This window comes from Candidatus Symbiopectobacterium sp. NZEC135, assembly GCF_025962695.1.
In genome coordinates, this window is sequence record NZ_JAGFPF010000442.1 from 1 (window position 1) to 1,427 (window position 1,427).

Below are 1,427 nucleotides of genomic sequence, written 5' to 3' on the forward strand. Positions count from 1 at the left end.
TTGGTTTCCCTTCGCCAGGATTATCAAATTGTGGCGATATTCCACCACCATACCTGGCATCATTCATCAGATAATCAGGAACGTAACGGGCATCTTGTTCGAAAAACCGGTCCTGAATTTGGATGAAGAGTTTTTTATTGGCTACCTTAAGGCGAGTCAGATCCTTCTCTATCTGCGAGAAGTCGTATTTGTTCTTCTCAGGTTCAAGTGAACGCCAATTGTAAACGATCTGCGCACCGCCAATGTCATTACTCCCCATAATGGCAGAGGCTGCTTCGAGGTCACCAGAGCTGGTATAGATAAAGTTTTCTGGCGTTTTAGCTAATACTGGCAGCGTCACAGCAAGTAAGGTTACTGCAACAGTAAGCCGAATGCTTATGGTCATGAGATTGTTCCTTTTTGAAGATTCAGTGAGTTCAGTTGCCAGCACTGGTGAGTTGTCAAGGTGATAGAAATCCATAATCAGACCCGACCTGGCAGTTTTTTTCCATCTGGACGCAACTCACCATTTGGAGAAACATGCCTGTACAGAGTCTGCCGTGTGGTATTTAGTTCCTGGCACAGAGTACTGATTTTGGTTTCTGACTTTCTCATTGAGGCTAGCGCTAGGTGCAATTTAGCGGGTGTCATCTTATAGGGGCGCTCGCCTTTCCGGTCACGAGCTCTGGCAGAGGTAAGCCCACCCAGTTCGCGGACGATTTCTATCGCATGATGGGCAGCGCAATAATCGGTATCAATAGGCAGTGCAGAGAGTGCATTAGTACTTAGATTTCATCCCTAACTAAAGCGTTGCATAAGCAACGCTTATTATGAAGCCTCTATTTATATTTAACGTTGGGTGGGTTTATACGTTTTGTATAGGCGTGTTGTCGAAACGTTTGATTAACTCGATAATGACGCGGCTATCGCATTTTGGGGCATGCTTCTTTATTACATGAAAATTTGCGTCAGCAAAATGACCACATTCTAGACGAATATTCTTACAGTCATTGAAAAACTTTGCTTCAACAATCTTTTTGGTTAGATTCCATGCTGTCTCGTAGGTCGGTGAGTTGATAGCGGGGCGTTCGCCGAAAACGATTTCTGTACAATGTAAAGCAAATTCAACGGCTATACCCTCTTCAAACCAGTTTGAACCTTTGGCAAAAGGCGGAGCAGGGCGCGGATCTAAGAGATGAATAGTTTCATGAGCTAATTCATATACCGTTGCATACCAAGAAGTCGATGCAACGGTACTTAAGCTAGCATACCCACCATCCAAATCAATCGTATTAGAAACATGTGGGCCTTCTGCTGCATCAGCGTTAAATTCTGGTGCCAATAGTTTTTTCTTTGAATTTCTAGGGCCAAAAATACTCTGAGCATACTTGTCAAGCTGACGCTGAAGGTTCCAAAGTTCTTGTGGTGAATCTTTTGGTAAGGATTCT

General features: G+C 43.9%; 1 protein-coding gene and 2 pseudogenes. All 3 read right to left on the minus strand.

Annotation, left to right across the window (positions count from 1 at the left end):
* A pseudogene (locus J5224_RS27690) lies at positions 1-385 on the minus strand (hypothetical protein); the annotation flags it as partial.
* A 77-nt stretch (positions 386-462) separates the two neighbouring features.
* Positions 463-693 (minus strand): annotated as a pseudogene (locus J5224_RS35900) (recombinase family protein); the annotation flags it as partial.
* A 151-nt stretch (positions 694-844) separates the two neighbouring features.
* On the minus strand, positions 845-1,427 hold a 583-nt coding region (locus J5224_RS27700), incomplete at its 5' end, for a hypothetical protein (RefSeq protein ID WP_264628342.1).